This window comes from Mesorhizobium sp. M2A.F.Ca.ET.046.03.2.1, assembly GCF_003952425.1.
GTDB lineage: Bacteria > Pseudomonadota > Alphaproteobacteria > Rhizobiales > Rhizobiaceae > Mesorhizobium.
On record NZ_CP034449.1, the window covers coordinates 5,903,542 to 5,927,158 of the forward strand.

Genomic DNA, 23,617 nt, shown 5'->3' on the forward strand with positions numbered 1-23,617 from the left:
ATGCATGAGCTGGTGATCAAAGGTGGGCGCGTGGCGCTCGACGATGGCTGGGCCGAGTGCGACATCGGCGTTGACGACGGCCGCATCGCCGCGATTGACAAGGGCCTATCCGGCCAGAAGTCGATCGACGCCGGCGGCCGCTGGGTGATGCCCGGCGGCATCGATACGCATTGCCATCTCGACCAGCCCGTCTGGGGCGGCGCCGGCAATGCCGACGATTTCGAGTCGGGCACGATCTCCGCGGCGTTCGGCGGCACCACCTGCATCGTGCCATTCGGCATGCCCGGACAGGACATGACGACGATCGGCGCCATCGACCGCGCGCTGGAGCGCGCGGCGGGACGCGCCGTGATCGACTACGGGCTGCATGCCGTGGTGACCATGGGCACCGGCGCCGATGTCGAGGCGCAGCTTGAGGCGCTTGCCGGGCGCGGCATCGCCTCGGTCAAGCTGTTCATGACCTATCAGGGTTTCGCCGTCGACGACGATTTGTTCTTCAAGGTTCTCGATACGGCGCGGCGGCTGGGCTGGATCGTCATGGTCCATGCCGAGAACGACGCCGCGATCCGCCGCACGCGACAGCGGCTCATCGATCTCGGCCGCACCGATATCCGCTACCATGTCGTCGCCCACAGCGAGACGATGGAGCGCGAGGCGACGCACCGCGCTTTGGCCTTCGCCGAGATGACCGGCGCGCGCATGACCATCGTGCACGTGTCGTCCTGGCAGTCGGCGGAAGAGGTGGCACGGGCGAAGGCGCGTGGTGTCGACGCGATCGCCGAGACCTGTCCGCAATATCTGTTCCTCGGGGCCGCCGATCTCGATCGCCCGGCGGTCGACGCGGCGCGCTTCGTCTTCTCACCGCCGCCGCGCTCGCCGCGCAGCCATGAGCATCTGTGGCGCGAACTGATCGAGGGCGGCATCGATCTCTGGTCGTCGGACCATTCCCCCTATTACTTCGCCGACAAGATCGGCCGCTCCGAGACGCCAGGCTTCACCACGACGCTGAGCGGCATCCCTGGCATCGAAACACGCTTGCCGCTGCTATTTTCCGAAGGGCTGCTCACCGGCCGGCTGACACTCGAACGCTATCTGGATCTCACCTCGCGCAATGCCGCCTCGATCTACGGTTTCGCCAATCGCAAGGGCCGCATCGCGATCGGGGTCGATGCGGATCTGGCGCTGTGGGATCCAACCATGCGCTGGACGCTCGGGCACGAGGCGCTGCATTCGCGCGTCGATTTCACGCCCTATGAGGGCAGGAGCGTTACCGGCAAGCCGACCACCGTTCTGGTGCGCGGCGTGCCGGTGGTCGCTGACGGCGAATTGCAGGCCGAGCCAGGGTTCGGACGTTTCGTGGCACGCAACGCCGCAGATCCCGAGCTCTCGGGAAAACCAGTCGAGGATTGGACACCATGGCTCGATGCCTGACCATCGCCGTTTGCCAGACCGGACCGATCCAGCGCAGCGCCACGCGCGCCGAGACGGTCGGGCGCCTGGTACATCTGCTTGAAAAGGCCGCTTCCGCCGGCGCCGAGATCGCGGTGTTTCCCGAAATGGCGCTGACCACTTTCTTCCCGCGCTGGCGCATCGACGACCAGGCCGAAATCGACGCTTTCTTCGAAGCCTCGATGCCGGGGCCGGAAACGCAGCGACTCTACGATGCCGCCGCGCGCCTGAAGGTCGGTTTCGCGCTGGGTTATTGCGAGCTGACGCAGGAAGAGGACCGCACGCGCCATTTCAACACCATGGATCTTGTCGGGCCGGACGGCGCCTTCATCGGCCGCTATCGCAAGATGCACGTGCCGGGGTCGAGCGAGCCGGAAGCGGGCACGACCACGCATCTCGAACGGCGTTACTTTGAACCCGGCAATCTCGGCTTCCCGGTCTATGACTTTCGCGGTGTTCGCGTCGGCCTCGCCATTTGCAACGATCGCCGCTGGCCGGAGACCTATCGCATGCTGTGCCTCAACGGCGCCGAGGTGGCACTGCTCGGCTACAACACGCCGCTCCTGCTCGACGAGGCGCCGGCGCTGGCACATCTACGCATGTTCCACAATCACCTGCCGATGCAGGCCGGCGCCTATCAGAACACGCTCTGGATCGGCGCCGCCGCCAAGGCCGGGCTGGAAGACGGCCAGGCACTGATCGGCGGCTCCTGCATCATCGCGCCGACCGGCGAGATTGCCGCGCAGGCGATGTCGCTCGACGACGAAGTCATCGTTCACCGCGCCGATCTCGACCTCATCGAGACGTGTCGCAAAGTGAACTTCAACTTCGCGCTCTATCGCCGCCCCGACCAGTACAAACGCATCGCGGATCCGGTCTGAGACAGCGATGGGCCTGATCAAGACCAGTTGCAGCCAGGCACCGCTCGCGGCCGACCCACTGTCGCTTGGCGAGATCGTCGAGAACGGTCTTTGCATCGGCTGCGGCCTCTGCCGGTCGATGGCCGGGCGCGACATCGAGATGGTGATGACACCGGAAGGGCGCGAGCGGCCGGTGGCACGAAAGGCATTGGACAAGCCGACATTGGCGAAGATCAACGCGGTTTGCCCAGGAACACGCATCGCCGGTCCGCCACCCGCGCAGATGAATGACGCCACGTTGACGGACACGGTCTGGGGACCGGTCGAGCGGCTCGTGCTCGGTTCCGCCGGCGATCCCACGGTCCGGTTTATTGGCTCCGGCGGTGGGACACTGACGGCGCTTGGCCAATTCCTGCTCAGCTCGGGACGCGTAAAATTCGTGCTGCATGTCGCGGCGTCGCGCTCCATGCCGATGCGCACGGAACGCAAGCTGAGCTTCGACGGCGCTTCGGTGCTCGACGGCGCCGGCTCGCGCTACGGGCCGGCGGCCACGCTGGTGGATTTCAACGACATCCTCGATCGCGGCGAGCCGTTCGCGCTGATCGCCAAGCCTTGCGACATCACCGCCGTGCGCAACCTGGCGCGGCTCGATCCGCGCGTTGACGAGCACATGCGCTATGCGCTCGCCTTCGTCTGCGGCGGCGCCTCGGACCTCACCAAGTCGGAACAGGTGCTGCAGCGTTTTGGCCTCGGCGAGGACGAGCTGGCCCTATTCCGCTACCGGGGTCATGGCAATCCCGGCCCGAACCGCATCGAAACCAAGGACGGCCACGCTTTCGAGATCAGCTACCGGCAGCTCTGGGAAGACGAGGACAAATGGATGATCCAGCCGCGCTGCAAGATCTGTCCCGATGCGATCGGCCAGGTGGCGGATATCGCGGTGTCGGATGCCTGGCTGAACGGCGGACCAGCCGTCGAGGATGAACCGCTCAACGGCATCATAGTTCGGACAAAGCGCGGGCTGGAGCTGTTCGACGCGGCCGTCGAGGCTGGCGCGCTGGAGATCAAGCGCGAGAGCAACATTGCCGAGATCAGCGAATTGCAGTCGCATCAGGTGCGCAAGCGGCGCGCCGTCTGGGCGCGGCTGAAGGGCATGGCAATCGCCGGCAAGCCGGTGCCTTTTGTCAGCGACCTCGCATTGCGGGATTGCGCCGCGCAGAATTCGCCTGCCGAGAATCTGGCCGAGGGGCGGGGCGCCCGCGATCGCGCCCGACGCGGCCGTCTGGGCGAGCCGCCTGCCGTGGCGCGCGCAACAGTTTAGGGGGGATCGATGAGCGAGCAGACCGAAGTCATCATCATCGGCGGCGGCATGACCGGGGCCGGCGCCGCGTACGAGATTTCGCGCGACAGGAAGGTCGTGCTGTTCGAGCGGGAGAGCCATTGCGGTTACCACACCACGGGGCGTTCGGCGGCTAGCTTCACCGAGAATTACGGCAACGGCGTCATCCGCCGCATCGTGCTCGCCAGCCGGGCGTTTCTCACCGAGCCGCCTGCCGGCTTCTGCGATTATCCGCTGCTCAGCAAGCGCGGCATGATCACAGTGGCACGCGCCGACCAGCTCGACCTGTTGCGCGAGGATCTGGCGGCCGCGCAGGCGCTGGTGCCCTCGATCGTTGCGATGAGGCCGGATGAGGCGATCGCGCACGTTCCGGTGCTGCGCCGGGATTATCTTGCCGGCGCTTACATCGAACCGCATTCGATGGATATTGACGTCAACGGCTTGCACCAGGGTTTTCTGCGCGGCGCGCGGGCGCGGGGCGCGCGTATCGTCACCAAGGCCGGGGTCAAAGGCATCGGTCGGCAAGGCGGACAATGGCGGGTCGAAACGGAAGCGGGCGCATTCCTTGCGCCGCTGATCGTCAATGCGGCCGGCGCCTGGGGTGACGAGATCGCGGCGATGGCGGGCGTCCGCCCGGTCGGCTTGCAGCCGAAGCGCCGCACCGCTTTCAACATCCCCGCACCTTCAGGTGTCGACATTGCCGACTGGCCGCTGGTCAACGATGTCGGCGCGGAGTTCTATTTCAAGCCGGATGCCGGACAGCTGTTCGTGTCGCCGGCCGATGCCACGCCGTCGGAGCCGATGGACGCCTTTGCCGAAGACATCGATGTGGCGATCGGCGCCGAGCGCCTCGAACGGGCAACGACGATCGAGGTGCAGCGTGTGTCGCGTTCCTGGGCAGGCTTGCGGACCTTCGTCGCCGACGGCTCCCCGGTGGTCGGGCCTGACGACGAGTTTCCGGATTTCGTCTGGCTGGTCGGGCAGGGCGGCTACGGTATCAAGACCTCGCCGGCGCTGTCGCGCGTCTGCGCCAGCCTGATCGCCGGCGGCGGCCTGCCGGACGATGTCGCGAGGCAAGGCGTGTCGCTGGACGATCTCACACCGCACCGTCTGCGCAATGTCACGCCCGAAGCCAGCAAGGTTGCTTCATGAACAGCGCCATCCTGACGGCCGGAGGTCACCTGGCCGGGCGCATCCTGGAGACACTCGCTGAAGCCACGACCGATGCGCCGGGCATCACGCGCATCGCCTACGGACCCGGCGAGCGCTTCGCCCACAACCTCGTGCGTGAGGAGGCGCAGAAGCTCGGCGCGGTTGCGCGCACCGATGCCGCCGGCAATCTCTATTTGACGCTCAGTGGCCGCGATCCGGACCTGCCGGCTTTGGTCGTCGGTTCGCATCTCGACAGTGTGGCGCATGGCGGCAATTTCGACGGCGCCGCCGGCGTTGTGGCGGGCTTGGCGGTGATGGCCGAGTTGGTCGCGAAAGCCGTCCAATTGCCGCGCGATCTCATCGTGCTGGCCACGCGCGCCGAGGAAGCCGTCTGGTTTCCGCTGTCCTATCCGGGCAGCCAGGCGGCTCTTGGCTTGCTCGATCCGGAGGCGCTTGAAGCAAAACGATCCGACAGCGGCCGCACGCTGGCCGAACACATGCGAGAGGAAGGGTTCGACCCCGATGCGGTGCGGCGCGGGGTTCCGGGGATCTATGCCGCGCGGATCGCGGCCTTCGTCGAGGTGCACATCGAGCAGGGACCGCGGCTTGTCGCCGCTGGCGCGCCGGTCGGCATCGTCACCGGGATTGCCGGCGGGTTCCGCTATGTCGACGCCAAATGCCTTGGCGCCTATGCCCATTCCGGCGCCGAGCCGCGCTTCGCCCGGCATGACGCCGTGCTTGGCTTTGCCGATCTGGTCGCCGCGCTTGAGATCGAATGGGATGCGCTGGAGCGCGAAGACCATGAGGCGACAATCACCTTCGGCCGTGTGCAATCCGATCCGACACAGCATGGCGGCAGCCGGGTTCTGGGCGAGCTCGGCTTCACGCTGGATGTGCGCAGCGCCGAAGCGACGGTTCTCGAACGTGTCGAGGCGCGGCTTCGGACTATTCTGGCTGAAGTTAGCGCCAGGCGGGGCGTAGCGTTCGAACTCGGGCAGCGTTTCACTTGGGAGCCGGCGACGATGTCGGCAGATTTGGCCGCCAAGCTGGATCGCGCCGCTACCGAATTGCAGATGCGGGCACCGCATGTGCCGAGCGGGGCGGGACACGACGCGGCGACTTTTGCCGGCGCCGGTATTCCAACCGCCATGGTCTTCGTGCGCAACGAGAACGGCAGCCACAACCCGCATGAAGCGATGGAGATCGCCGACCTCGATGAGGCGATCCGTCTGCTCTTCCGCTTCGTCACAGACTTCGACAATCCCTTGGATCAGCCATGAACCTCGCCAAGACCGCCTTGCTCGTCATCGACCTGCAGAACGAATACCGCCCCGGCGCGGCTTGGCCGGTCGTCGGCTATGACGCGGTGCTCGCCAACACCGCCGCGCTGATCGGAGCCGCCCGTGCGGCGGGCGTGCCCGTCATCCATGCGCAGGCCTGGGTGAAGCCGGAGGAACGCGACGGCTATGCGCGGCAGGAAGAGATCCTGACCGAGGAATTCCGCTCCGCGGTGGCGGGCAGCAACGGCGCCGAAATCTGCGCCGAGGTGGCAGCGCTGCCCGGCGACATCGTCATCCACAAGCATTGGCCAAGCGCCTTTCGGCGGACCGATCTTTCGCAGCGGCTCGCCGCCCTTGGCATCGAGACCCTGATCGTCACCGGCGTGCTCACCGACAGCTGCGTGACCGCGAGCGTCTTCGACGCGGTTTACGAGGGGTTTCGCGTCTGGCTGGTCAAGGACGCCTGCGGCAGCATGACGGAGGCCATGCACCGCACCGGCATGCTCGACATGGCGAACCGGCTTTATGGCGGCGGCATTCTTCGCCATCCCGAGGCGCTGAAGGCGCTGGCCGACCACCCCTTCGACGGCTGGCGCTGCACGCGGCCGGTGGAATTTGCCTACACGCTGGAAACGGTCGATGGAATTTACGAGGCGCTGTGATCGGCGCCGCAGTTGCATGCGCCTCTGACGATCGGCTTTGAGGCCGAAGGCTTGAGAACCGCGCCAGGCAGCGCTCCAGTGGCTCTCCCTTTTCGCCACACCGATACGCCGTTCACAAAGACATGCTCGATACCGGCGGCGGGCCGGCGCGGTTCCTCGAAGGTGGCGGTGTCGATGATCGTCTCGGGATCGAAGACGACGAGATCGGCGAAGTTGCCTTCGGCCAGCAGGCCGCGTTGCGCGATGCCGAATTCCTTCGCGGGCAGCCCGGTCATGCGGAATACGGCCTCCTCCAGGCTGAACAGGCCGACATCACGCGCGTAGTGCCCGAGCACGCGCGGAAATGTGCCCCACAGGCGCGGATGCGGATGGATGTCGTGCGGCAGGCCGTCCGAGCCGATCATGGTGCGCGGATGCGCGATGATGTTGCGCACATCGTCCTCGTCCAGCTGGAAATAGACGGCGCCGGCCGGCAGCAGACGCTCGCCGGCCTCGCGCTCGGTGCAGTTCCATTCGCGCGCGATGTCGGCGATCTCGCGCCTCGCCATCTCCGGATGCGGGTCGGACCAGGTGATGAGGATCTTCAGCCCGGTGTCGCAGCGCTCCAGGCGCAGCACCGTGGAACTCGCGGCATAGGGATAGACGTCCATGCCGATATCCATCGCCTCGCGCGCCCGGTCGATGCGCTCCAGCGAGGGCCGGCTCTTGCCGAAATTGGCGCGGCCGGTGCACTGGTGGTGCGAGATGAAGAGCTTGCCGCCGGCGTGATCGGCAATGTCGATCGCTTCCTCGATGGCTCCGTCCATCGTCTCGAAATAGTTGCGCGTGTGGGTGACATAGGGACCACCCAGGCCTGCCGCCGTGGCGGCCAGAGCCTTGACCTCGTCGGTCGAGGAGTTGACGGCCGGTGGATAGTCGAGGCCGGTGCTGAGGCCGAACGCGCCTTCGGCCATCGCTTCGGCAACCGCTTCCTGCATCGCCGCCGTTTCGGCTTCGGTGGCCGGACGATCGGTCACCGGCATGCAACGCTGGCGCAAGGTGGTGTGGCCGACAAGCAGGGCGGCGTTGGTGGCGATGCCGCGGCGCTTCAGCTCGGCGACATAGTCGGCAAAACGGTCGAAGCGGAAATTCTCGCGGCCGCCGACCAGCGTGAAGGGCGGCGGTGGGGTCTTGTCGAGCAGCAGCGGCGCCAGGCTGACACCGCAATTGCCGGCAATCACCGTGGTGACGCCCTGGCTGATCTTCGGGTCCATGCCGCGCGGGGCTAGCAGCGCGCCGTCGTCATGGGTGTGCACGTCGATGAAGCCTGGCGCGACCACCTTGCCCTTCGCGTCGATCTCCTCGACGCCCTGCGCATCGTCCAGCCGACCGACCGCCGTGATCCTGTCGCCAGTGACGGCAATGTCGGCCCCGAAGGGTTTCGAGCCGTCGCCGGCGATCAGCGTCGCGTGGCGGATGACAAGATCATAAGGCATTGCATAAATTTCCTAAGCTTCCGGATTAGCCGCGATCTCCTCGCGGCGATGCGCGACATAGGCGTCGAGCTCCTCGCGGATCGCGGCGTCCATCACCGGCTCCTCGTAATCGTGCAAGGTCTGCTGCCAGAGCTCGGTCGCCCGCTCCAGCGCGTCCTTGCCGCCGGCTTCCTGCCAGGCGCCGTAATTCTGCCAGTTGGAGAGCATCGGTTGGTAGAAGGCGGTGGTGTAGCGCGACATGGTGTGCTCGGCGCCGAAGAAATGGCCGCCGGCCGGCACCGACTTGATCGCCTCGAAGCCGAGGTCGTCCTCCTGGAACGGCAGCGGCCGCAGAAACTCCATCATGTTCTGCAGGATCTCGACGTCCAGCACGAGCTTTTCGTAGGACGCTGTCAGCCCGCCCTCCAGCCAGCCGACGGCGTGATAGATCAGATTGGCCCCGCCAAGCACCGCGCCCCAGGTCGCCATTTCAGTTTCGTAGGCCGCCTGCAGGTCGACGACGTTGGAGGCATTCGCGTTGGAGGTGCGGTAGGGCAAATTGTAGCGGCGCGCCAACTGCCCGGCGATGATGTTGGCCTTGGCGTTTTCCGGCGTGCCGAAGGCCGGCGCGCCCGACTTCATGTCGACATTGGAGGTGAAAGCGCCGTACATCACCGGCGTGCCGGGGTTGACGAGCTGCGTCAGCGTCACGCCGAACAGCGCCTCGGCATTCTGCTGGCAGAGCGCGGCGGCAAGCGTCACCGGCGTCATCGCGCCCATCAGCGTGAAGGGGGTGACCGTCACCGGCTGGCCATGCTCGGCCATGGCGATCAGGCCTTCGGCCATCGCGTCGTCGAACAGGCGTGGCGAGTTGATCGAGATGATCGTGGTCACGCCCGGCGAAGCGCGCATCTCCTCGACCGAGATGCCGCGCGCGATCGCCATCATGTTGATGCCGTCCATCGCCCTGGCGCGGCCAATCGCGGTGCAATGGAAGGAGAGGTCGCTCAGCGTCAGATTGGCGTGATAGGTGTCGAGATGGCGCGAATTCGCCGGCAGCTCGATCGGCGCCACCACTTGGTTGCCGATGATGTGGATGGCGTTGAAGTGGTGCGCCAGCCGGATGAAGTTCTGATAGTCGGGCAGGTTGCCTGGACGCCGGCCGTTAATGCGGTCATGCACATTGGGCGGACCGGCGACTAGACCGAAGACCAGTGAATTGCCGCCGAAATGGAGCTGCTTTTCGGGATTGCGGCTGGTCAGCGTGAAGGAGGAGGGAACGTTGCGCAGCGCCTCGGCGACGATGCTCTCGTCGATGCGGATGGTGTTGCTCTCGCGATCGACGGTGGCGCCAGCCTTGGAGAACAGGTCCATCACCTTTTCGCTCATGACGCGGATGCCGAGTTCCGACAGGATGCGCATCGATGTCTTGTGCAACTGCTCCATGCGCTCCTCGTCGAGAAGCTGCATGGGCGGGTAGGGATTTTTCACGCTCTGCCACGGCAGTTGCGCGATGCCGCCGCCGCTGCGTCCGAGCTTCGATCGGCGACCGCCGCCGCGCCTGTCCTGTGACATCGGATTATTTCCTCCCGATCCTCTTTCTTCGCAATTCCGGACGGAAAACCGTTCACACTTTTCCTGGAATTGCTTTCAATAGCCGCGTTCCGGATTGACCACATTCTCCAGCGGCTCACCTTTGCGGTAGCGCGCCAGATTGTCGGCGAACATGTGCAACGACTTGATGTCCCAGCCGTCATAGACCGCCGCGCAATGCGGCGTGATGACGACGTTTTCGTAACCCCAGAGCGGGTGCTCGGCCGGCAGCGGTTCGGTCGCGAAAACGTCGAGCGCCGCGCCCTTGATCCGCTTGTTGTCGAGCGCGCTCAACAACGCGGCCTCCTCGACGACGCCGCCGCGCGAAATGTCGATGAGCACGGCGGACGGCTTCATCGCGGCGAAGGCGGCCTCGCCAAACAGACCGCGCGTGGTCGGCAGCAGAGGCACGCAGCAGACGATGAAATCGGCGCGGCCGATCAGTGCCAGCAGCGCGTCGGGACCATGAACCTCGTCGAGCGAGGGCATTGGTTTCGGCCGTGCGCGGACGCCCAGCGTGCGCATGCCCATCGCCTGGGCGCGGCGCGCGACGGCCTCGCCGGTCTTGCCGAGGCCGATGATGAGGAGGGTCTTGCCCTCGATCGGCTCGACGCGGCCGCCGCCCCATTGGCGGGCCTGCTGCCGGCGTTCGAAACCGCGCAGGTCGAGGGAGAAGGAGAGCATCGCGCCCAACGCATATTCGGCCAGCATGCCTGCGGCGACGCCGGCCGAATTCGTGACCATAACATGCGCCGGATCCCAGCGCCCGAGATGATCGGTGCCGGAGCCGCCGATCGACACCCATTTCACCGTCGGGCTCTCGGTCAGCGCCTGGCGCGGATAGCGCGGCGTGCCGTCGAAACGGATCGAATAGACCACCTCGGCGCTGATCTGTTCGATCAGGGCTGGGAGGCCGGCATAGGTATCGCAGGCATGGACTTCGAGGTCCGGATGCGTCTCGGCGAGCACGGCAAGCGCACCCGCCAGCTTGTCGGTGTGCAGGATGATTGTTGGGCGCGCCGACATCGCGACCTCAATTGCCGCCGATATGGTCGGCAGCACTGCCGAGCTCGACAAGCAAAGCCCTGCCGTTTTCCAACGTCGCATTCTCATGCGGCGCGCGCAGGTTTAGCCAGCGCCGGTCGCCGGACTTGACCGCAAGCACCGCCTTCATCGCCGGGATCAGCCCGGCGTCCTGGATCACCTTTCGGAACGCCTTGACGGCTGCATCCGCCTCCATGACGTCTTCGCCCTTCCTTGCCGCATCGTAGAGGCGGCGGATGGCGGCGGCGTTCAGATTGACCGTGGCCGAGATGCAGCCGGCCGCGCCGCTGGCAAGACCCTTGGTGAGTTGCGCCTCCGAGCTTGGGAACACGGAGATATCGGGCGCGGCGGCGATGACGGCGGCGGTGTTGTTCCAGTCGCCGGCGCTATCCTTGTAGGCGACGACCGTGTCCGGAAAGGCCTTGCTCAGTCTGGCTGTCAGCGCCGGGCTGACCGGCACGCCGGAATTTTGCGGGATATGGTAGAGGATCACCCGCATCGAAGGTTTTGCCACCTTTTCGATCAGCTCGCTGTAATAGCGCGCCTGACCATTGTCGCCTGCGCCGGTGTAGAAGAAGGACGGCAGCACCATGACCGCGGCGCAGCCGAGGCCGACGGCATGCGCCGACAATTCGACTGTTTCGGGAAGCGCGGTCACACCAGTGCCGGGCATCAGCCGGTCGGGCGCGATACCAGCCTCGAGCAGCCATTCCAGCGCTTGCATGCGTTCGCGCAGCGAAACCGAGAGCGCTTCGCCGGTAGTGCCGAAGGGCGAGAGGAAATGCGCGCCCCGGCCGAGCACCCATTTGGCGTGGGAGATCCAGAGATCGCGCGCGATGCGGCCGTCGTCTTCGAACGGCGTCAGGATGGGGGCGATGGTTCCTTGCGGGCGGGTCATGACTATCCTCTATGCTGTGTGGCCGGCCACCGCCGCAACGGCGCGGGCGAAGTAGGCCGAAGCCGTGATGTCGAAGAGTATGTCGAAACCTGCCGGCGAACGGAACGTCACGGCCTCGATATGGCCGACGCGGGTCTGGGCGATATCATCGGCGCCGAATTTTTGCGATCTCAGGTCCAGCGCGCAAAGACTGCACATCGCTTCGGCGAGGCGGGGGCCGGAAAGCCGCATCCATGCCCAGCCTTCCTCGCGCCATGACGAGTAGCCTTTCGGCGCCGGGGCGGCCTGCCAGATAGCTTTAACATCGGCGAGAGTTTCCGCGGCGTCCTCCGCGAGGAGCAGGATGTCCTCATTGCCGAGCCGAAGGACCCTCATACCGCGATGCTCGCCGATGCGGTTGACTCCGGGGATGGGAATGCCGTGCTGGCCGAGCCAGTCGGCGCTGCCGCCGCCTTTCAGGCCGAAGCGCGGGCTGGCGGTAAGGTCGTTCAGCGCGACCGCACCGGAAATCAGCTGCGTCGTGCCGTCCGCCGCGCCGCTGGGCATGAAAGGATAAATGCGAGTTGCTACGCTAGCGGCCATCTACATCTCCTGCCGCGCATTGGTCGGGTCGAAGAAGGCGTGGTCGACGACCGGCGCCTCCACCAGCTCGCCATTGCGGCACTTCACCGTCACGCGGCTGCCTTCCGCCTGGTCGTCGACATGAACATAGGCGAGCGCGATGTGGCGCTCGAGCGATGGCGAATATCCGACCGAGGTGATCTGGCCGACGGGAGCGCCATTGCGCAGCACCAGGCAGCTTTCGCCGGGGATGTTGCTGGCGCCGGCGGGGAATTGCAGCCCGACCAGCTTGCGGGTCTGGCCGAGCCTTGCGCGCATCTCGATGGAGCGCTTGCCGACGAAGAACGGCTTCTTCTTCGAAACCGCCCAGCCGAAGCCTAATTCGTCGGGCGTGGTGATCGCATCCGTGTCCTGGCCGATCAGGATGTGGCCCTTCTCCAGGCGCAATATGCGCGACGCCTCCAGGCCGTAGGGGCGCAAGCCGTGCGGCTTGCCCGCGGCCATCACCGCGTCCCACAGGCTGGGCGCCAGGCTTGAGGGGCAATGCAATTCGTAGCTGAGCTCGCCGGTGAAGCCGATGCGCATCACCCGCACCGGCACGCCGGCGACCGTGCCTTCGCGGCCGCTCAGATAGGGGAAGGCGTCGCGGCTGAAATCGATGTCGCTCTCCAGCGTTTCGAGCACCTGGCGCGCCTTGGGTCCGGTGACGTTGAGGCCTGAGAAGGCGCCGGTGAGGTTGAGCACGTCGACCTTCAGTCGCCACTCGGCATTCCAGAACAGCATGTCGGCATAGACGCGCGCCACCGCGCCGGTGGTTGCCGTCACATAGAACTGGTCCTGCGCCATCCGGTAGGCGACGCCATCGTCGACCACCGAGCCCATCTCGTTGAGCATCAGGCAGTAGCGCACGCGGCCGACAGGCTGGCTGGCATGCGCCATCGTGTAGAGGCGATCGAGGAACTCGCCGGCGTCCGGCCCGCGGATCTCCAGCTTGCCGAGCGTCGAGACGTCGAGCAGGCCGACGCCTTCGCGCACCGCCAGGATTTCTTCGCGGACGGCTTCGTCAGCACTGCTGGCGTCACCATAGTAATAGGGCCGCCACCATGCGCCGACCGGCTTCATCGCGGCGTTCAGCGCGAGGTGCCGCGCATGCAGCGCCGTGCGGCGCTCCAGCGTTTCGTGATGGCCGGCAAGCACGCCGAGCGTTTCCGGCCCCACGGGAGGACGCGCCGTGGTGATGCCGATCTCGCCGACCGTCCGGCCGGTTGCCTCCGCGACGATCCGGGCGGTCGCCAGCGCCGAATGGCGTCCCTGGCTCGGGCCCATGCCGACAGTGGTGAAGCGCTTGACCAGCTCGATCTCGCGATAGCCGTCCTTGGTGGCGTTCTGGAGGTCCTTGACCTGCAGGTCCTCGTCGAAATCGACAAAATCGCGTCCCTTGGGATCGGCGAGGATCGGCTGCACATAGCGTGGCCGGGCGCTCTTTGGATTGGCTACCGGAAGCTCTTCGGTGACCGCATGACCGAGGCGCGAGAGCGCGGCAGCCGCCGCGCGCCGGCCGCTGGCGATGGCGTCCTCCTCGGCAACGGCGCCGGCGAGATGGACGGGACCTTGAGGAAGCGTGATCGTCATCATGTGCGTGGCGGCGTCGTAGCCGACCTTGCCGCCAGCCTGGCAGGGCAATTGCCATGCCGGCGCGCTGCCGATCGAAACCGTCAGCAGGTCGCACGCGATCCAGCTTCCGCCGATACGGACGCGGGCGAGGTGACGGTTGCCGGCCGTGCCTTCCGCCGCCTCCACGGTTACGCCTTTGCGGATGGCGACGCCCTTGCCCCGGAGCTCAGCTTCCAGCGGACTGGTAGCGCCGGCAGGTCTCGGATCGACTAGCTCGACGACCGATACGCTGGCGTCCAGCAGATCGAGCGCCGTCCGGTAGCCGTCGTCATGGGCGGCCAGCACCACGGCACTGTCGCCAGGCCGCACGCCATAGTGGCGGATCAGGCGCTGCGCGGCTCCGCCGAGCATGATCCCCGGCAGGTCGTTGTTTCGGAAGACGGCCGGCTGCTCGATGGCTCCAGTCGCGAGGATCACCTCCCGGGCGCGTGTCCGATGGAGGCGATCGCCCTCGATCAGCGGCAGCCAATTGTCCTCGTACCAGCCATTGCAGACGGTGCCGGTCAGCAGCTTGAGATTGGGCAGCGATGCGAGCCGTGACGACAGGCCGGAGAGGACGGCCGGATCATAGCGGCCATAGCTCAGCACGCCGCCGACCTCGGGATTCTCGTCGCACAGCACAACGTCGGCGCCGGCCTCGGCGGCGGCGATCGCGGCACTCAGTCCCGTCGGGCCGGCGCCGACGACGAGCACGTCGCAATGCAGATGCGTCTTGTCGAAATGCCGGTGCGGAGCCTTGGTGTCGACCACGCCGAGGCCCGCCTTGCGGCGGATCATCGGCTCCCAGAATTTCAGCCAGCTGTCGCGGCGCGGGCCCATGAAGGTGCGGTAGTAGAAGCCGACCGGCAGGAAGCGGCCGAACCTGTCCATGACGGCGTCGCGGTCGCGCTCGAGCGAGCCGTTGACGTTCTGGGCGCTGACCCGCAGCCCTTCGCTGATCGGCGTGCGCTCGGCGGCGGCGTTCGGTTCGGACGGGAGTTGCACCAGCGCGTTGGCGTCGGCTCCGGTCATCGACAGGATGCCGCGCGGACGGTGGTATTTGAACGAGCGCGACAGCACCCATTGGCCGGACGCGGCGAGCGCGCTGGCGATGCTGTCGCCTTCATAGCCTTCAAAAGGCTTGCCCTCGAAGCTGAAGCGGATGCGGCGGCTTCGGTCGATCCGGCTTCCGAAGGGGGCGGGCAGCCGGTTCATGCGTGGTCCCGCAGGTCGGAGGCGTCGAAGGTGCGGATGATCTCGTTGCTGACCAGGTCGCGCTCGGCCAGGAAGAAATAGTTGCTCGGCACGTGCCGCCACCATTCGACCACGATGCCCTTGCGGTTTTCGGCCCGGAACAGGTGCCGCGACCAGTCCCTGTCGGCGGTTGCGTTCGGATCGGGTCGCGCGCGCATCGGTCCGAAGGACTGGAACTCGTCGATGTTGCGCGGGCCGTTCATGGGGCAGGTGAGCAGTTTCATGGATCAATGGCTCGCGGCGGTCGCGCCCATTTCATTGAGCAGCCGGAAGGTTTCGAACCGCTCCAATGCAAATGGCTTCAGGATGTCGGGCATGCGGCCCTCAGCGATCGTCTGCGCCATGCGCTTGCCGGCGACGGGAGTCGCCTTGAAGCCCCAGGTGCCCCAGCCGCAGTCAAGCCAGAGATTGGTGAGCGGACTCGCCCCCATGATCGGGCTGTAGTCCGGCGTCATGTCGGTGATGCCGGCCCATTGCCTCAGCAGCCGCACGCCCTGCAGGAAAGGAAAGAGGTGGACGGCGCCTTCGGCGAGGTGCTCCTTCATGTCGAGCGTCGAGCGCGTCGAATAGAGCTGGTAGGGGTCGGAGCCGCCGCCGATGACGACCTCGCCGCGCGAGGATTGCACCAGATAGGTGTGCAGCGAGACCGAGGAGACAAGCGTGTCCAGCCAGGGTTTCAACGGCTGGGTCACCATGGCCTGTAGCGGGTAGCAGCGGATCGGAAGCTCGACGCCGGCCATCAGCGCCACGTCGTAGTTCATGCCGCCGGTGGCGATCAGCACCTGGCCGCAGGCGACGCGGCCTCGGTTCGTCTTGACGGCCTGGACGCGGTCGCCGATGACCTCGAAGCCTTGCACTTCGGTGCGCTGATGGATCTCGACTCCGCGCCGCGATGCCTGGGCGGCATAGCCCCAGGCGACTGCGTCGTGGCGCGCCGTTCCGCCGTCGGCGTGCCAGAGCCCGCCGAGGATTTCGAGCGGGCCGCCATAGTCCATGTTCAGCAGCGGACAGAGCTCCTCGACGCCCTTCTGGTCGACGACCTCGGTGCGCGTGCCCATGTGCTTGCCCATCTCGGCGCGCATATGGAAGCTGCGCATCGTCGCCTCTGTATGCGCAAGCGTCAGCTGGCCGCGCTGCGAGAACATGACGTTGAAGTCGAGCTCTTGCGACAGCCGCTCGAACAGCTCGACGCCCTCCTTGTAGAAGGCGATGCCTTCCGGGGTGATGTAGTTGGAGCGGATGGTGGTGGTGTTGCGCGCCGTGTTGCCGCCGGCGAGGTAGCCCTTCTCCAGGACCGCCACGCTCTTTATGCCGTGATATTTGGCAAGATGATGCGCGCAGGACAGTCCATGTCCGCCGCCGCCGATGATGACGACGTCGTAGGCCGGCTTCAGCTCCGGCGTTGCCGGGATGTCGCCGCTGACCGGATAGTCCCTGCTGAGACCATATTTCAGAAGTCTAAGAGGCATTGCGGGCTCAGCTCGAGGCCTCGGGAGGATCGTAGAGCAGCGCCGAGAGATCGGAGAAGCGGCTGTCGCGGTCGTCGAGCGAAAGCACCGCGTCGCGGATCGCCGCGGCGCGGCCGGATCCGAGCACGGGCGCGGCGAACTCCATATATTTGGCCTCGACGTCCTGCTTCGACATCGGCGCTTCGGGGCCGCCGCGCGCGTGCACGTCGCCAGACATCAGCACGCGTCCATCATTGGTCGTGATGATGACGTCGGCCCAGCGGCCGGCCGGGAAGCGGGCGCTGTGGCGCTCTGTCTCGGTCACGCTGATGCGGGTGAGCATGTCGGCGACAGCCGGATCGGCGAGCCCGGCGCCGGAAATATGCTCGAGCCCGATGCGCCGGTGGATGATGAAGGTCGCGACGGCGAAGCGCAGGCTGTACTGCGCCTTCGAGGTCGTGTCCGGCATGCCGTCGAACAGGGTGGCGGCATAATGGAAGCTGTTGATCTGGACATGGGCGATGTCGGAGGCGCCGAGATTGTGCGCCAGGCAGAGCCCACGCACCGCGTCGATCGCCGCATGCGCCCAGCGGCAGATCGGATAAGGCTTCACATACTGATGCAATGACTGCCAGAACACGCCGAGGTCCTGCCAATGCCTCGCAACCTCCGGCGCCTCGACGGTGATCGCCGGCGCTCCGGTGAAGCCGCGTTCGGCCAGCACCGCCGCCGAAAGGCCGATGAGGGCGCCGGGGCCGGAGCCGTCATGCAGCATGGTCGGCGTGGCGATCTCGCGCATCATCTGGCTGCGCGGGCCATGATACTCGGCAATGCCGAGCGCCTCGCGCAATTGCGCTTCGTCCAGCCGCCGCAGACGCGCCGCGACCGCCGCCACGCCCAAGGCGTTCCAGGCGCCGGAGGTGTGATAGTCGCTCACCGTCGCATGCAGGGCGATGCCGGCCCGGCCGGCGACTTCATAGCCGATGACCAGCGACGCCAGCGCCTCCGGCCCGGTGAGGTCGGGCCTTGCTTCCGCGAGCGCGGCAAGCGCCGGCACGACCGCGACGCCGATATGGCCCTTGGTGGGGCTGTAGCCGTCATGGCCGTCAAGGTTGTCCGTCTGCGTGGCGACTGCGTAGGCCGCGCCGGCAATGCTGGCGCGCCGCCCATCGAACAGCATGCGGGCCGAGTATTGCGGATCGTTGGAACCGTAGAGCAGCACGGCGGCATCGCGGGCGATCCGGCCTGCTTCCATCGGTCCTGCCGCGATGGCGATGCCGAGCGTGTCGAGCAGCAGGTAACGCGCCTGTTCCAGCACCGCTGTGGGGAAGACGCAAGCGGGACGGCGCAGCACGAAATCGGCAAGGCGCGTGAACGTATCGGAACTGACGACAGGCCCCTCACGCCGGTACGACGGCACAGCCACGCGCTTATCTCCCCTGTCTTCTCACAACATCATTAAATTGGGTTCATCGCGCAGGCACGCGATTAGTTTGGCGGCTTTGGCCAAAAATATTGATGCCATGTCGCTTGTTCGCGATTGAACGGCCGGTCGCCCATGCGATAGCTATGGACATTACGCAGCTGGAGACCGGGATGAAGCCGCCACCCCCCTTGAACTATATCCGCTCGTTCGAGAGTTCTGCCCGCCATTTGAGCTTCACCACGGCTGCCAAGGAACTGGGTTATACGCAAGCCGCGGTCAGCACGCATGTGCGCGCGCTCGAACACTATATCGGCCGGCAGCTGTTCATCCGCTATCCGCGCAGCCTGAAGCTGACCGAGATGGGGGAGGCGTTCCTGCCGACCTTGCGCCAGGCGCTCGACCAGATCGACCAGGCGACCGAAGCGATCGTGGCGTCCTCGCGAAACAAAACCGTGGTCGTCTCCTGTCCGATGAGCCTTGCGGAAAACTGGCTGGCGGGCTGCATGGCCGCGTTCCGCAAGAAGCATCCCGAGATCGAGATCGTGCTGCACGGCACGATCTGGGAAGACTTGAGCGAACAGATCGCCGACATCACCATCTCGACGCGGCGCTTCGACGACCGGCCGCCTTCGGCGATCCCGCTCTGGAACGACGAGCTGGTCCTGCTCTGTGCCCCGAGCATGCTCGAGGGCGAGCATGCGCTGAAGACGCCGCAGGACATGCTCAAGGTGGACTGGATCTTCGTGCATGGCCGGCAGGAATACTGGCAGGTGGTGACCGAGGCGCTCGGCGTCGACATGGAGGACCACGACAAGGGCCTGTCGACCAACGCCTCCAACATCGCGCTCGAACTGGCTGCCATGGGCGCCGGCCTAGTCGCCACGCAACGCTCTCTATCTCACGCCTATATGCATCGCGGGCTGCTGGTCGAGCCGTTTCCGGTGCGGCCGCCAAGCCCCTGGAATTACTATCTGACCGAGAGCCAGCTCTCGAAGGGAAACATCGCCCGCACGGTCAGGGAATGGATCCTGTCCAGGGCCAGGGAGGACGCCGCCCGACCTTAGAGATTGACGCAATTCCGGACGGAAAACCGTTACACACTTTTCCTGGAATTGCTCCAGCACCGGTTTCAGCCTCAAAAAATTGGCGCGCCAATGGCGTGGTTTTTTTAGGCCTTAACGGCCGGTTTTCTGCGGTTTGTGAAGGGCCGAGCCCTTCCGGGATTTTTGCATCGCCCCTAACATGCGTGCCGCAAGGGGAATGCAACGGGCAAAAAGCCCTGAACCGGAGAACAACGATGACAATGTTCAAGAGCAACGGTGACCGCGTCCCGGCGGTCATCGAAAGCTATGCAGCCGAAGTCAAAAAGGGCGGGATGGACCGCCGCGAGTTCCTGGCCATGGCAAGCGTGATGGGCGCTTCCACGGCGCTCGCCTATTCGATGGCGGGGATCGAGCCGGCCAAGGCCGCCGCTCCGTTGCCCGGCAAGAAGGGCGGCATCCTGAAGATGCAGATGATCATCAAGGACATGAAGGATCCGCGCGCCTGGGACTGGTCGGAAATCGCCAATGTCATGCGCCAGTGCAACGACTACATGATCCGCTACACCACCGACTTCACCTTCGAGGGCCATCTGGTCGAGAGCTGGGAGGTAAGCGACGACGCCACCGAATACACGCTGCATCTGCGCAAGGGGGTGAAATGGTCGAACGGCGACGACTTCAATGCCGACGACATCGTCTACAACATCGAACGCTGGTGCGATAAGACGGCCGAAGGCAATTCGATGGCCGGCCGCATGAGCTCGCTGATCGATCCCGCCACCAAGAAGGCCGCCGCCGGCGCGATCACCAAGGTCGACGACCATACGGTGAAGCTGAAATGCCGCCAGTCTGACGTCACCATCATCCCCGGCTTTTCCGACTATCCGGCCGTCATCGTCCATCGCGACTTCGACAAGAACGGCGCCGACATGCTGAAGACGCCCGGCACCGGTCCGTATGAGCTGATCTCCTACAAGGTCGGTGAATCCGCTTCGGTGCGGCGGCGCAAGGACTTCACCTGGTTCGGCGGCGAGCCCTATCTCGACGGTGTCGACTGGGTCGACTACGGATCGGACGCCTCGAACCCCGCCATCGGCAGCGCCTTCGAGGCCGGCGAGATCGACTGCAACTACCAGACGGTCGGCGGCACCGTCGACCTCTATGACAGCATGGGACTGGTCAAGGAGCAGGTGGTCACCGCAGGCACCATCGTGCTGCGCACCAACGTGACCAACAAGCCCTACGACGACAAGCGCGTCCGCAACGCCATCCAACTGGCGGTCGACAATGAGACCGTGCTGAAGCTCGGCTATAGCGGTCTCGGTCAGATCGCCGAAAACCACCATGTCTGCCCGATCCATCCGGAATATTACGAGCTGCCGAAGGTTCCGCGCGACCTGGCCAAGGCCAAGGCCCTGATGGCCGAGGCCGGCCAGACGGACCACGAGTTCGAGCTCATCTCCTACGATGCGGATTATGTGAAGGACCCGGCCGACGTCGTTGCCGCGCAGATGCGCGACGCCGGCTTCAAGGTCAAGCGCACCATCATCCCGGGCTCTTCGTTCTGGAACGACTGGACGAAATATCCGTGGTCGACCACCGACTGGGGCATGCGGCCGCTGGGCGTGCAGGTGTTGGCGATCGCCTATCGCAGCGGCGAGGCGTGGAACGAGTCCGGCTATGCCAATCCAGAGTTCGACAAGAAGCTCAACGAGGCGATGGCCGTCGCCGATCCGGCCAAGCGCAAGGAACTGATGAAGGAGGTGGAGTTCATCCTGCAGGACTCCGGCATTCTGGTTCAGGCGTTCTGGCGCTCGCTCTACCGCCACCATGCCACCTATGTGAAGAACCTCGGCATGCACCAGACCTTCGAGCTGCAACTGGACAAGGTCTGGCTGGACAAGGCCTAGATCGGGCGGATCGATGCAATATTCAGGGGCGCATCCGCGCCCCTGAATTCACCGGCGACTGCGATCGATCAGTCAGCTAAATGAAATCCCAAAGCGCTGCCAAAGAGCGCGAAGCAAGTCGCCGAACAAAGGGAAGAAAGCTCAACTATGCGTACTCATGCACAAGCCGTTGTCATTGGCGGCGGCCTGATCGGCTGCTCGATCCTTTATCATCTGGCCAAGTTCGGCTGGACGGATGTCGTGCTTCTGGAGCGCAGCGAGCTGACCTCCGGTTCGACCTGGCACGCGGCGGCCAACATCCACGGGCTGCATGATTCCACCAACATCAGCCGCCTGCAGCACTACACGATGGCGCTCTACAAGGAGCTGGAAGCCGAGACCGACCAGGGCTGCGGCATCTTCCAGCCGGGCTCGCTCTATCTCGCCCAGACCGAGGCGCGCGAGCATCAGTTGCGGCTCCAGGAAGCCAAGGCGCGTCGCTACAAGATGAATTTTTACGAGGTCGGCCGCGACGAGGCGGAGCGGCTGCATCCGCTGGTCGATTTCGGCGGCATTCGCTGCATCATGTACGAGCCGGAGGGCGGCAATGTCGATCCGTCCGGCGTGACGGCGGCCTATGCCGCGGGCGCGCGCCAGCGCGGCGCCGAAATCCATCGCTTCACGCCGGTCACGGCGACGGAGGCGCAAGCGGACGGCAGCTGGATCGTGCGCACGCCGAAGGGCGACATCCGCACGCAATGGGTGGTCAACGCCGCCGGCCTGTGGGGCAGGGAGGTCGCCGCCATGGCCGGGCTGCAACTGCCGCTGATCCCGACCGAGCACCAGTATTTCGTCACCGAGACCATTCCCGAAATCGCCTCCATGGGCCGGCGCCTGCCTTCGGTCGCCGACCGCGACGGCGAATATTATCTGCGCCAGGAGGGCCTGGGGCTGCTGATCGGCGCATATGAGCGCAACATGAAGTTCTGGGCCGAGGAAGGCACGCCGCTGGATTTCGGCCACGAGCTGTTTCCCGACGATCTCGACCGCATCGAAGAAAACATGATGCGCGCCGTCCAGCGGGTTCCCGCGGCGGCCACCGCCGGCGTCAAGAAGGTGATCAACGGTCCGATGATCTGGTCGCCGGACAGTGCGGTTCTGTTCGGGCCGGCTCCGGAGCTCAGCAACTATTTCTGCTGCAACGGCATCATCCCGGGCTTCTCGCAATCGGGCGGCATGGGCAAGCTCGCGGCCGAATGGATGATCGAGGGCGAGCCCACGCTCGACATGTTCGGCTGGGACATGGCGCGCTTCGGCCACTGGGCGGGCAAGACCTTCACCAAAGCCCGGGTGCAGGACCAGTACAGCCACCGCTTCAAGATCCATTTCCCGAACGAGGAGCGCGCCGCCGGACGTCCGGTGCGCACCCGGCCGGTCTATGAGATGCAGAAGGAAATGGGCGCCGTGTTCGGCCTCAATTTCGGCTGGGAGCATCCGTTGTGGTTCGCCGCGGCAGGCGAGCCGCGCGAGGAGACGGTCGGCTTCACGCGCCAGAACTGGTGGGGGCCGGTCGGCCGCGAGGCGCGCATGCTGCGCGAGCATGCCGGCATCATCGACATCTCCAATTTCGCCAAATACGAAGTGAAGGGCCCGGGCGCGGAAGCCTGGCTGAATGCGCTCTTCGCCAACCGGATGCCGGCTAAGGTCGGCAACTCCTGCCTCACGCCGCTGATCGGCAAGCGCGGCGGCATCGCCGGCGACTTCACCGTGACCAGACTGGCGGAGGACGAGTTCATGGTGATCGGCTCGGGCATGGCCGAGCGTTTTCATCAGCGCTTCTTCAAATCGGTGCCGCTGCCCGAAGGCACAACCTTCCGCTCGCGCACCGAGGAGCTCGGCGGCTTCAATGTCGCCGGACCGAAATCGCGCGAATTGCTGCAGCGGCTCACCAATGACGACCTGTCGAACGAGGCCTTCCCCTTCATGCGCTCGCGTCAGATCACCGTGGCCGGCGTCGATGTCGTGGCGCTCAGGGTCTCCTTCACCGGCGATCTCGGCTGGGAGCTGCACTGCAAGGCTGCCGACCAGGTCGAGCTCTACAGCGCGCTGCTCAAGGCGGGCGCGGAAGTCGGCGCCGGGCCGGTCGGCTCGCGGGCGCTGATGTCGCTGCGCGTCGAGAAGGGCTACGGCAGCTGGAGCCGCGAGTACTCGCCGGAATACTGGCCGCAGGAAGTCAAGCTCGATCGCCTGATCAAGACGGACAAGGACTTTCTCAATCGCGACGCCTATCTCGCCGTCGCCGAGAAGCCGGCGCGGGACGAGCTTATCATGCTTTCCGTCTCGGCCAAGGATGCCGACGCCACCGGCGGCGAGCCGATCTTCCTGCCGGACGGCACGCCGATCGGCCAGGTGTCGTCGGGGGCCTATGGCTATTTCGTCGACCAGTCGCTGGCGATGGGCTACGTCAAGGCCGGAACCGCCAAGGCCGGCGACAAGGTGACCGTCGCCATTCTGGGCCGGCCGCATGACGCGGTGCTGCTGGCGCATCCGCCCTTCGACCCGGAGGGCAAGCGGCTGCGGTCGTAGGGGCAGCCGTCGCCTGAGACCGCCAG

18 protein-coding genes are annotated in these 23,617 nt (G+C 65.7%); 9 read left to right on the top strand and 9 right to left on the bottom strand.

Annotated elements, in window-relative coordinates; translation table 11 throughout:
- Genes hydA through EJ072_RS28135 form a run of 6 tightly spaced genes read left to right on the top strand, consistent with a single transcriptional unit; the run spans position 1 to position 6,742 of the window.
- A complete protein-coding gene (hydA, locus tag EJ072_RS28110) occupies positions 1-1,431 on the top strand; it encodes a dihydropyrimidinase (protein WP_126082257.1) in 1,431 nt (476 codons plus the stop codon).
- A complete protein-coding gene (locus tag EJ072_RS28115) occupies positions 1,416-2,330 on the top strand; it encodes a nitrilase-related carbon-nitrogen hydrolase (RefSeq protein WP_126082258.1) in 915 nt (304 codons plus the stop codon). Before hydA ends, EJ072_RS28115 begins: the two co-directional genes overlap by 16 nt.
- A 7-nt stretch (positions 2,331-2,337) precedes the next feature.
- A complete protein-coding gene (locus EJ072_RS28120) occupies positions 2,338-3,630 on the top strand; it encodes a Coenzyme F420 hydrogenase/dehydrogenase, beta subunit C-terminal domain (protein ID WP_126082259.1) in 1,293 nt (430 codons plus the stop codon).
- 9 nt (positions 3,631-3,639) lie between these two features.
- Positions 3,640-4,800, top strand: coding sequence for an FAD-binding oxidoreductase (locus EJ072_RS28125; RefSeq protein WP_126082260.1), 1,161 nt, complete (start codon positions 3,640-3,642; stop codon positions 4,798-4,800).
- Positions 4,797-6,080: a Zn-dependent hydrolase gene (locus EJ072_RS28130; RefSeq protein WP_126082261.1), complete on the top strand. Its 1,284-nt coding sequence runs from the start codon at positions 4,797-4,799 to the stop codon at positions 6,078-6,080. Before EJ072_RS28125 ends, EJ072_RS28130 begins: the two co-directional genes overlap by 4 nt.
- Positions 6,077-6,742, top strand: coding sequence for an isochorismatase family cysteine hydrolase (locus EJ072_RS28135; protein WP_126082262.1), 666 nt, complete (start codon positions 6,077-6,079; stop codon positions 6,740-6,742). The genes EJ072_RS28130 and EJ072_RS28135 overlap by 4 nt, the downstream gene beginning before the upstream one ends.
- Here the strand turns inward: EJ072_RS28135 and EJ072_RS28140 are convergent.
- The 9 genes from EJ072_RS28140 to EJ072_RS28180 form a co-directional block, all read right to left on the bottom strand.
- Positions 6,727-8,217: a D-aminoacylase gene (locus EJ072_RS28140; protein ID WP_126082263.1), complete on the bottom strand. Its 1,491-nt coding sequence runs from the start codon at positions 8,215-8,217 to the stop codon at positions 6,727-6,729. The two genes, EJ072_RS28135 and EJ072_RS28140, sit on opposite strands and share 16 nt — an antisense overlap.
- A gap of 12 nt (positions 8,218-8,229) precedes the next feature.
- Complete coding sequence (locus tag EJ072_RS28145; RefSeq protein ID WP_126082264.1) at positions 8,230-9,771, bottom strand: trimethylamine methyltransferase family protein; 1,542 nt, start codon at positions 9,769-9,771, stop codon at positions 8,230-8,232.
- Positions 9,772-9,846: 75 nt separating this feature from the next.
- On the bottom strand, positions 9,847-10,815 hold the full coding sequence (locus EJ072_RS28150) for a D-2-hydroxyacid dehydrogenase (protein ID WP_126082265.1): 969 nt from the start codon (positions 10,813-10,815) through the stop codon (positions 9,847-9,849).
- Between the two features lie 7 nt (positions 10,816-10,822).
- Positions 10,823-11,731, bottom strand: coding sequence for a dihydrodipicolinate synthase family protein (locus EJ072_RS28155; protein ID WP_126082266.1), 909 nt, complete (start codon positions 11,729-11,731; stop codon positions 10,823-10,825).
- Between the two features lie 9 nt (positions 11,732-11,740).
- On the bottom strand, positions 11,741-12,313 hold the full coding sequence (locus tag EJ072_RS28160; RefSeq protein WP_126082267.1) for a hypothetical protein: 573 nt from the start codon (positions 12,311-12,313) through the stop codon (positions 11,741-11,743).
- Entirely contained in the window at positions 12,314-15,160 is a 2,847-nt protein-coding gene (locus EJ072_RS28165; protein ID WP_126082268.1) for a 2Fe-2S iron-sulfur cluster-binding protein, read from the bottom strand.
- Positions 15,157-15,423 (bottom strand): sarcosine oxidase subunit delta, encoded by a 267-nt coding sequence (locus EJ072_RS28170; protein WP_126082269.1) that lies wholly within the window; start codon positions 15,421-15,423, stop codon positions 15,157-15,159. The genes EJ072_RS28165 and EJ072_RS28170 overlap by 4 nt, the downstream gene beginning before the upstream one ends.
- A 3-nt stretch (positions 15,424-15,426) precedes the next feature.
- On the bottom strand, positions 15,427-16,668 hold the full coding sequence (locus EJ072_RS28175) for an FAD-dependent oxidoreductase (RefSeq protein ID WP_126082270.1): 1,242 nt from the start codon (positions 16,666-16,668) through the stop codon (positions 15,427-15,429).
- Between the two features lie 7 nt (positions 16,669-16,675).
- Entirely contained in the window at positions 16,676-18,073 is a 1,398-nt protein-coding gene (locus EJ072_RS28180) for an MmgE/PrpD family protein (protein WP_245463320.1), read from the bottom strand.
- 170 nt (positions 18,074-18,243) lie between these two features.
- On the opposite strand from EJ072_RS28180, the gene EJ072_RS28185 reads away from it, so the two are divergent.
- From EJ072_RS28185 to EJ072_RS28195, 3 genes are all read left to right on the top strand, one after another.
- The gene (locus tag EJ072_RS28185; protein ID WP_126082271.1) at positions 18,244-19,137 is read left to right on the top strand and encodes a LysR substrate-binding domain-containing protein; all 894 of its coding nucleotides are present in this window, start codon (positions 18,244-18,246) and stop codon (positions 19,135-19,137) included.
- Positions 19,138-19,370: 233 nt separating this feature from the next.
- Positions 19,371-21,026: an ABC transporter substrate-binding protein gene (locus EJ072_RS28190; protein WP_126082272.1), complete on the top strand. Its 1,656-nt coding sequence runs from the start codon at positions 19,371-19,373 to the stop codon at positions 21,024-21,026.
- Positions 21,027-21,173: 147 nt separating this feature from the next.
- Positions 21,174-23,591, top strand: a complete 2,418-nt coding sequence (locus EJ072_RS28195; RefSeq protein WP_126082273.1) for an FAD-dependent oxidoreductase — start codon at positions 21,174-21,176, stop codon at positions 23,589-23,591.
- The last annotated feature ends 26 nt before the right edge of the window (positions 23,592-23,617 follow it).

What these genes read in the sequence shown, in the direction of transcription:
- hydA (WP_126082257.1), top strand. Translation starts at nt 1, where the DNA reads ATGCATGAGCTGGTGATCAAAGGTGGGCGCGTGGCGCTCGACGATGGC.
- EJ072_RS28115 (WP_126082258.1), top strand. Translation starts at nt 1,416, where the DNA reads ATGGCTCGATGCCTGACCATCGCCGTTTGCCAGACCGGACCGATCCAG.
- EJ072_RS28120 (WP_126082259.1), top strand. Translation starts at nt 2,338, where the DNA reads ATGGGCCTGATCAAGACCAGTTGCAGCCAGGCACCGCTCGCGGCCGAC.
- EJ072_RS28125 (WP_126082260.1), top strand. Translation starts at nt 3,640, where the DNA reads ATGAGCGAGCAGACCGAAGTCATCATCATCGGCGGCGGCATGACCGGG.
- EJ072_RS28130 (WP_126082261.1), top strand. Translation starts at nt 4,797, where the DNA reads ATGAACAGCGCCATCCTGACGGCCGGAGGTCACCTGGCCGGGCGCATC.
- EJ072_RS28135 (WP_126082262.1), top strand. Translation starts at nt 6,077, where the DNA reads ATGAACCTCGCCAAGACCGCCTTGCTCGTCATCGACCTGCAGAACGAA.
- EJ072_RS28140 (WP_126082263.1), bottom strand. Translation starts at nt 8,217, where the DNA reads ATGCCTTATGATCTTGTCATCCGCCACGCGACGCTGATCGCCGGCGAC.
- EJ072_RS28145 (WP_126082264.1), bottom strand. Translation starts at nt 9,771, where the DNA reads ATGTCACAGGACAGGCGCGGCGGCGGTCGCCGATCGAAGCTCGGACGC.
- EJ072_RS28150 (WP_126082265.1), bottom strand. Translation starts at nt 10,815, where the DNA reads ATGTCGGCGCGCCCAACAATCATCCTGCACACCGACAAGCTGGCGGGT.
- EJ072_RS28155 (WP_126082266.1), bottom strand. Translation starts at nt 11,731, where the DNA reads ATGACCCGCCCGCAAGGAACCATCGCCCCCATCCTGACGCCGTTCGAA.
- EJ072_RS28160 (WP_126082267.1), bottom strand. Translation starts at nt 12,313, where the DNA reads ATGGCCGCTAGCGTAGCAACTCGCATTTATCCTTTCATGCCCAGCGGC.
- EJ072_RS28165 (WP_126082268.1), bottom strand. Translation starts at nt 15,160, where the DNA reads ATGAACCGGCTGCCCGCCCCCTTCGGAAGCCGGATCGACCGAAGCCGC.
- EJ072_RS28170 (WP_126082269.1), bottom strand. Translation starts at nt 15,423, where the DNA reads ATGAAACTGCTCACCTGCCCCATGAACGGCCCGCGCAACATCGACGAG.
- EJ072_RS28175 (WP_126082270.1), bottom strand. Translation starts at nt 16,668, where the DNA reads ATGCCTCTTAGACTTCTGAAATATGGTCTCAGCAGGGACTATCCGGTC.
- EJ072_RS28185 (WP_126082271.1), top strand. Translation starts at nt 18,244, where the DNA reads ATGAAGCCGCCACCCCCCTTGAACTATATCCGCTCGTTCGAGAGTTCT.
- EJ072_RS28190 (WP_126082272.1), top strand. Translation starts at nt 19,371, where the DNA reads ATGACAATGTTCAAGAGCAACGGTGACCGCGTCCCGGCGGTCATCGAA.
- EJ072_RS28195 (WP_126082273.1), top strand. Translation starts at nt 21,174, where the DNA reads ATGCGTACTCATGCACAAGCCGTTGTCATTGGCGGCGGCCTGATCGGC.